The organism is Acetobacter fallax, from assembly GCF_011516735.1.
Classification (GTDB): domain Bacteria; phylum Pseudomonadota; class Alphaproteobacteria; order Acetobacterales; family Acetobacteraceae; genus Acetobacter; species Acetobacter fallax.
On the sequence record NZ_WOSX01000078.1, the window covers coordinates 1 to 7,770 of the forward strand.

Genomic DNA, 7,770 nt, shown 5'->3' on the forward strand with positions numbered 1-7,770 from the left:
TCAGATCAGGCGGCAGAAGATACGGCTGAGACCGGTCAGACGGGATGAAGCTGCTCATCTCACCACCTTACAACCTTACCCCTTCACAGGGTACCCCAACCCGACAGGCTGATAGAGGGTGTTATGCACTTCTGGCGTGAGTGTTGCAGCACAGATGGATGATTACTGCCCGCCAACCGTATCCGTCTGATATCAGTGATGAAGAGTCGTCGCTGATTATTCCGTATCTTCTTCTGATGAAAGAAAACGCAGAACAACGCCATCATGATCTGCGGGAACTGTTCAACGGTCTTCGGTATGTGATCCGTTACGGCATTGCGTGGCGAGCGATGCCGAACGATCTTCCGCCCTGGACTGCAGTTTACCAGCAATCCCGACGATGGATGGAAGCGGGCTGTTTCGAGGCTGTTGTCCACGATCTTTGGGTTATACTGCGTATTGCGGCCGGCAGAATGGCTGAACCGACGACGGCGATCATCGACAACCGGACACTGCGTTCGACCCCGGAAAACGGGCCACGGTCCGGCTATGATGGCGCGAAAAGAAAGAACGGATCAAAAGTGGCGAAAGCTGCCAAAGAGCAGGATTTCACTCCCGAAATCGTCCGGCTGCATCAGGCTAAACGTGGTTTTGTATTACTGCCCCGTCGCTGGATTGTAGAACGGTCTTTCGCATGGACAACCCGATGCAGAAGGCTCGTAAAAGACTACGAGCACTGCGCCTCAACCCTCGCCGCAATGCACACCATCGCTTTCGCAGGCTTCATGCTTAGAAATGTCGCCAATCTGCTCAGTCAAAGTGCATAACACCCGCCAGGCTCAGGCAGGTTGGTCGCGTGTTATCAATCTGGTATAGTCTGTTCTATGCTTAAATCTGCCTGAAGACAGGGGTATTTCTTAAGATATTATGATTTTATTCTTAATTAGAACGGATAGTTTATGATTTCGAATTCAAAAAGCTACATTATTCCAGCAAATGAAGCGGGCGAAATAAAGCACAATCGTGTGCCTGCTGTTTACCTGCCCGGCTGGACTGCGGATGTTGTTTTTTCTGGCTTCAGCGGACTCCCGCTCCTCTGTTTGCGACACGAAGATGGTCGTGAGGCGGTATGGTATCTGGATGAAGAACTGAACAGGATCGGCGGGAGTGTCGCGGAGATTTCCCCGGCATTTCAATCCTTGTTGATTGAGGAGGCGAGCGGCTTGATCGACGGGTTGATAGGGAAAATCCTGATCGCGCCCGTGCCGGAGCCTCTGGATGCGCGGGAGGACGGTTTTTTCCGGTTGCCAGAAGCCGTGCGGGTGGAAATCCTCGACCTTTATCTGGCCGCCTTCGACAGCAATACCCGTTTCGTATCGTGGGATGAGGTCGATCCGCAGCATCCCGGCAGCCAGTTGGCCGATCTTGGCAATCGCCGACAAGTCCTGCGCCGGACGCATATGCATGAATTGCTTGGCACGTCGCGCGTGCAGTCGGGCATTGTGGAACTGCTGCGCACAGGGAGTATGGCGTTTCCCTCTCCGATCGACGGCAAGGCAATGTCGGCCCGTCATTCGCTGATTCTGAACCGGAACATGTACGCCTATCGCTGCCTCGACGAGGCCAGCGGCACGGTGATGTATGTCATTGCGGGAGAGGCCTATCTCAGGCCTGTCTGCCTGTTCATTCCCGAAGGGCGACTCTGTGTGAGTTTTTCAGTGGACGCAATTCAGGGCCAGATGCCCGGGATGTGGCAGGAGTTCGCTAATCGGGTTGTGAGGCACGGCGATCTGCTCGTGCGTTATTTTGCTCTGAAGGAAACAAGACCTCTCCATGCATGGCAAGGAAGTACGTCAATCCATCTCGGGCATATCCTGTGGAACGATATTTCCGGAATAGCGGCGATGATCCCGCAGGTCAGCGATGACCAGTTGCCGCGTTTTGCTGTTTATGATGCCGCCGATCATCCTGAGATGTATGGTCCACTGGATGAGATATTCCCGCGTTTGCGAGGGTTGGTTGACCGACGCCATACCTATCTCGAGGCGGAGATTCCCGACTTTTATCGACGTGGGCAGGTTGTGTTCCGCTCCTCGAGCTTCTTCGTGTCGCGCATGGTGCGTGACAGCATCCTTGCCTGCGTCAAACCGATGGCCCCCGATTCACCGGCGGCTGTGTGTGCTCGCGCCCATCAGGCGGGGATACCGGTGGTTATGTTCGGCCTGCGGGTCGAAAACCGGACGGTCGTCGAACTGGAGCACTTCTGTCTCCATCGCATCGATTGCCTTGCATCCAGCCTTGGACGCGCGATTCTTGTGATTGACGGCCACAACAGCTATCCAGGTGAGCCTGAAAACGTGGTCTGGAGTCATGGAGAACACGGTGCCACACGACCGCCCATCGTGATCGAGCGCGATCTTGTGGCGGCTATGCAGACGAGAGCCGAAGGCACGGAACTGCTGATTGCCAGCACTATTGGCCTGCCGCTTTCCGAAAGCCTGGCCTGCGGAAAGGAAAGTGATGTGCTGGTCACGATGTGGGGAGCCGGGCTCGCAAAATATCGCTGGGTCTGTAACATCCCCGGCGTGGTTCTGACCAGTAAATATGGTCTCAATCATCGGGGAGACCTGCCTCTGTATCACAGCCCGCGCTACATGGAAGATGCCTCTCCTCTAGCGTTCGTGCCGGAGGATATGATAACGGACGCACCCGACGCTCCGCTTCTTGTCGATCTTGGTGGCGTCAACCCGTCAATCGCCAATTTTCATGTCGATGAAAGGCGGGCATTTGCGTTCATCCGTGCGGTGATCGAACGCGCATGCACAACTGGTAAACAGCGCGATGAAGTTGGCGGCGGTTAACCATGTGTCCATGAAATCCAACTAATATGTCAGACGCAGATGCAGGCGATCCGCGTTGCATAAAGGAGGATGGATGGTTTCCCGGATAGCGATTGTCGGTGGCGGCTGGTATGGTTGTCACATCGCGAGTTCACTCAAGGCGCTGGGTTTCCACGTTCGACTATTCGAGCGCCACAAGCGCCTTTTGCATGAGGCTTCCGGAAACAACCAGTTCCGGCTGCATCTCGGCTTTCATTATCCCCGTCATCATGGCACCCGTGTGCAATCACGCGATGGTTTCATGCGCTTTGTGGAACGGTATCCTCTGTTAAGCCGAGAAATCCCGGAGAATATCTATGCCGTTCCACGCGTAGACAGTCTGATCGATTTTGCGACCTATCGGTTGATCATGACATCTACCGGGATTGATTTTCGTGAGCAAACCGAAGCGTCGATTCCTATACTGGGAGCGGAAGGACAGATCCTGACCGGAGAGCGCGTTCTGCTCATAGATCAGTCACGCCGGTATTTCACGGAAGTGCTGGGTGACTCTCTGGTGCTCGGCCATGAGGTTACTTCTATTGTGCAGGGAGCAGATGGGGTAACTGTCGAAGGGGAGCCCTATGATCTGCTGGTCGACGCAACATGGGGGCAGCAACTCGATATTCCATTGAAGCATTTTTTCGAGCCTACATTACTGTTGTATTATGAGACGGCTCAGGAATTTCCTGCCTGCACCTTTGTCGATGGTCCGCTTTGCTCGGTCTATCCCACGGAGGATCCCACGATCTATACGCTCTCCAGCGTGCCGCACACACCGTTGGCGCGAGTGGGAAGTGCCGCAGAAGCGTGCCGGATACGCGATGCTGTGGATGGGGCCACCGTGGAGCACAAGCGACATCTGATGGAAGAGCAGATATCGCGCTATCTGCCGACATTCCGTGATAGTTTCCGTTTCATCGGACCGCAGCTCTCGATCAAGACCAAACCTGTCGGCAATGTTGATGACCGTTCATGCTCAGTGTTTCGTGACGGACGTATTTTCCATGTTATGTCCGGAAAAATCGACACGATCTTCTTTGCCATGGAGCGAATTGTTTCATTTCTCGAATCCAAGAACAGTCAAAATTTCCTTTCGGCGAGCACGCCACTCAAGGAAGAAATTCTGACACGTGGCGTCAAGACCGGTGTTTACAGAAATAAAGTGGAGCAATCATGACGCAGGATGCGCTGATCGGACATACGGGCTTCGTCGGGGGAAATCTTCTCAAGCAAAGAGATTTTAAAAATCTCTATAATTCGAAAAACATTGCGGACATCAAGGGACAGGAATTTGGTGACGTCGTCTGTGCCGGTGTCATGGCAGTCAAATGGTGGGCCAATCAGAATCCGGACGAGGATCAGGCGCGGATCGAGGCCCTCATCGCGGATCTGGACACAATCACCACCGATCATTTCACGCTGATTTCGACGGTTGATGTTTATGGCGTTCCAGCGGGGCTTACGGAAAACGACAAACCAACACGGGAGGGGCTTCACCCCTATGGTGCCAATCGACTCATGCTTGAGAAATGGGTGGCAAAGCGTTTCGACAGTCATCAGATTGTCAGATTGCCTGCGCTGTTCGGGACTGGTTTGAAAAAGAACGTTATTTTCGATATGATGACCGGACATATGCTGGAAGTTATTAATGGTTATTCCACGTTTCAGTGGTATCCCTTACGGCGTCTAGCTCACGATCTGGCGACGACACGTCGCTGCGGGGTGGTTAATCTGGTCACGGAACCAGTTGCAACAGAAACCATTCGTGCTCGTTTTTTTCATAATCGCATAATCGGTGATAAGGCCGCGTCAGAACAACATTATGACTTGCGGACGAAATTCGGAAGTCTGTTTGGCGAGACCAACTATATCCTCAGTCAGGACAATGTCCTTTCGGAAATGGAGATCTTTTTAAATTCTTGTCGAACTGCGGGAGATGATGCATGACCAGACGTCTCGGCGTGTCAAATCTGGCATGGACAGCCGCTGATGACGAACGTATGCCCGCTTTTCTTACGAAACACGATATACAGGGTATCGAGGTTGCCCCCACCAGAATTGCGCCATGGAGCGATATCACGCCGCATCGGCTTGCGGAATTCGTCGCAAATTGCAGCCGTTCCGGAGTGTCTGTAAGTTCTCTTCAGGCAATTTTTTACGGCAAGCCAGAATTATCCCTGCTTGGGAATGAAGCCGGATTCATTGCCATGACGGAGCATATGAAGGTCGTGGCCGATATCGCCCGGTCGCTGGGGGCCGGCATTGCTGTATTCGGAGCGCCGCGCAACCGACTGAAAGGGGCCTTGTCACTCGATGCGGCGATGCATCTTGCGGCAGAGCGTTTCACGATACTTGGTGATATCGTGCGGGAAAAAGGGCTCGTATTGGGCATTGAGCCGGTTCCTGAAATCTATGGTGCCGATTTTCTCACTCATGCACAGGACGTCATTGATCTGGTCCGGATGACCGGGCACGGGCATGTGAGGGTACATCTCGATACCGCCTGCGTGGCGATGGCGGGAGACGATCCTGGTCAAGCGATTCTGGAGGCCGGATCACTGCTGGCGCATTATCATGTCGCTGAACCGGATCTCGGCGGCTTCACACCCGCGACCCTTGATCACGCTCGTGCGGGCAAGGCGCTTGATGAGATCGGTTATGAGGGGTGGGTTGTCATCGAGATGAAGGCCGGAAAGCCGCTGCCGGATGCCGAGAACGTGGATCAACATATCCTGTCGGCAATCGGTACGGCCCGCGATTGTTATTTCCCGTCAATAGTTTAGAAAATCTTGCGATTGTGTAGACACTTACCTGATCGAAAAAATCTTGTTAGACAATTTATTATGACAGATCGGTCCCGTCATAATACGCTTCAGAGGTCGGTGGGTACAGGAGTATGATAAAGTGAATGACGATAATTTCCGTCCCGGTCCGGAAAGATTGTACATCCGCGATCCGATCTTTTCACGCGATGGCATCCTGCATATTCATCTGGCTGATGTTGATATGCCGCTCAGAGTTGGCGGCAAGTTTTGTTCAAATTTTGTGCCCGGCTGGAAAGCGGTGGGACTTTATACGGGTTTTGCGCCATTATATTTACTGGCGTTGCAGAATGACACCGGCGATCACGCAACATGGTATCTCGATTGGAGGCTAGAACGCCTTACGGATAATGTGGCAGAACTGTCTCAGGATTTTCAGGATCTGCTCCGTGTAAAAGCGCTGCCTCTCGTGATGCGGCTTTTTGATCAGGTGACAGCACGCTGCACGCCTGTCATGGATCCGGAACTTCAGATTTTTTTCGAGCTCTGTGATACGACCCGCCTCTCGATCGCCAGGCTTTGCCTGCCAGCCCTGGCGCAAACGCCCATAGTCCAGCGCGTTAACGATCTGGGTGTGGATTTTCCTCTGTTCACTGCGACCGGCCCTGTCCGTTTATCGCGGCAATGTCTGGAAGCGGGGTTTGCCACCGACTGGCAGGACCGTCTTGCCACCAGCTTCGACCAGAGACGCCTCACCTGGGAAAGCCCGGTCGATGGAACAGAGCTTTCCTGTCAGGGCACGATTATCTTCGATGATTTTCATTTTGCATTCAGATTTGCCGACCCGCGCTATGGTCTCACATTTTTTGTCCTTGTCGCAGGACATTGCTCGGTAGTCATGGGTCTCTGGTTCCCCGCGCAAAACACCATGCTTGTTCCCGGGCATCCTTTACACTCTCTGCAGTTTTTTATCCACGATGCTGGCAGCAGGACACTGATCTATGCGGCACGGTGGGGTGCTCTGCTGATTCCGTATCTGGTTCAGGGGGCCTGCCGGTTTGCGAACATCATGCGCGGACGTGGGTCTGTGCATCTCGGGCACCAGCTCTGGAACGAACTGAGCGGTATCGAAAGTCTCATAGAGGGCGGTTGTCATAACCTGCCGGAATGTGTCGTTCTCGACGCCGTTGATCAGACCGAGTTGTACGGTCCGATCGACAGGCTGTTTCCGGAAATGGAAGGCCGGGTCGAGCGGCGCTTTATGGGAGAACTCGATCCATTTATCGCGCATATCTGCAAAAACGGTTATTTTGCTTTCCGGGCGACCCGCGAATATATCTCTGATCGATTACGTTCACGTATTCTGCAACTGGCGACAAGTGCCGTTCCTTCCGATGAATTCAATATAGCCAACGGCCGTATGGCCGTATTGATCGGGCTGCGGGTTGAAAATCGAACCTTGGTGGATGTGGAGGCATTTTTCTCTAAACTTCTGGCTGTTCTGGCGGATGCTTTTCCTGGTCTCGTCGTTCTGTTCGACGGGCATAATTCACGCAGTGAAACCGATCAGGAAGTGGCCACGGAAAGCTTTTCCGAGCATTTGGCGAAGGAAAGGCCTGTCAGGATTGAACAGGCTATCGTTTCCGCCCTGTCCGAACGGTTTCGGGATGCTCCGATTGAGATTGTCAGTCTGGTGGGGCGTCCTATCGCGACAAGCGTGCTTTGGGCCAGCCGCGTAAATGCCTTTGTCTCAATTTGGGGAGCAAGCCTGGCAAAATACCGCTGGGTCGCCAACAAGACAGGTTTCATCATCACCAGCCGCTCGAATCTGGAGCACCGAGCCGATCTTCACATCTATGATTCCCCGCACTACATGGAGAGCCCATCGCCGGTAACATTCGTGCGCCAGGAACTGGTTAGGGATGATCCAGACGCAGAACAACTTGTCCCGGCTGGTCCGGGACACACCTCGTTCTTCAACTTTAGACTCGATGAGCCAGCTTGTATTGCGGATATCGTATCCTTTATTGTGGGCACTAGAGCATAATCCGATCAGTCTGGTTCATATCCGGCGGCGGTGAAGCACGCTGCGGCCTGGCGATGAGAGATATCGTCAATTGCTCCACAGACGGTATCTTGAAGAGCGT

The 7,770-nt window shown here is 53.4% G+C and carries 7 protein-coding genes; 6 read left to right on the forward strand and 1 reads right to left on the reverse strand.

Going from position 1 to position 7,770, the window contains the following annotated elements; translation table 11 throughout:
• Positions 1-158 precede the first annotated feature (158 nt).
• Positions 159-806 carry a transposase gene (locus GOB85_RS17955; RefSeq protein WP_173578751.1) on the forward strand — a complete coding sequence of 216 codons (648 nt, stop codon included), beginning with the start codon at positions 159-161 and terminating at the stop codon, positions 804-806.
• Between the two features lie 144 nt (positions 807-950).
• On the opposite strand, the gene GOB85_RS17960 is transcribed toward GOB85_RS17955, so the two are convergent.
• A complete protein-coding gene (locus tag GOB85_RS17960; RefSeq protein ID WP_206752440.1) occupies positions 951-1,439 on the reverse strand; it encodes a hypothetical protein in 489 nt (162 codons plus the stop codon).
• Here GOB85_RS17960 and GOB85_RS17965 point away from each other — a divergent pair, their 5' ends adjacent.
• The 5 genes from GOB85_RS17965 (at position 1,440) to GOB85_RS17985 (ending at position 7,670) form a co-directional block, all read left to right on the forward strand.
• Positions 1,440-2,840 (forward strand): hypothetical protein, encoded by a 1,401-nt coding sequence (locus GOB85_RS17965; protein WP_173578753.1) that lies wholly within the window; start codon positions 1,440-1,442, stop codon positions 2,838-2,840.
• Positions 2,841-2,913: 73 nt separating this feature from the next.
• The gene (locus GOB85_RS17970) at positions 2,914-4,038 is read left to right on the forward strand and encodes an FAD-dependent oxidoreductase (RefSeq protein WP_173578754.1); all 1,125 of its coding nucleotides are present in this window, start codon (positions 2,914-2,916) and stop codon (positions 4,036-4,038) included.
• On the forward strand, positions 4,035-4,808 hold the full coding sequence (locus GOB85_RS17975) for an NAD(P)-dependent oxidoreductase (RefSeq protein ID WP_173578755.1): 774 nt from the start codon (positions 4,035-4,037) through the stop codon (positions 4,806-4,808). Before GOB85_RS17970 ends, GOB85_RS17975 begins: the two co-directional genes overlap by 4 nt.
• Positions 4,805-5,644 (forward strand): sugar phosphate isomerase/epimerase family protein, encoded by an 840-nt coding sequence (locus GOB85_RS17980; protein WP_173578756.1) that lies wholly within the window; start codon positions 4,805-4,807, stop codon positions 5,642-5,644. The genes GOB85_RS17975 and GOB85_RS17980 overlap by 4 nt, the downstream gene beginning before the upstream one ends.
• A gap of 121 nt (positions 5,645-5,765) precedes the next feature.
• Positions 5,766-7,670: a hypothetical protein gene (locus GOB85_RS17985; RefSeq protein ID WP_173578757.1), complete on the forward strand. Its 1,905-nt coding sequence runs from the start codon at positions 5,766-5,768 to the stop codon at positions 7,668-7,670.
• Positions 7,671-7,770 lie beyond the last annotated feature (100 nt).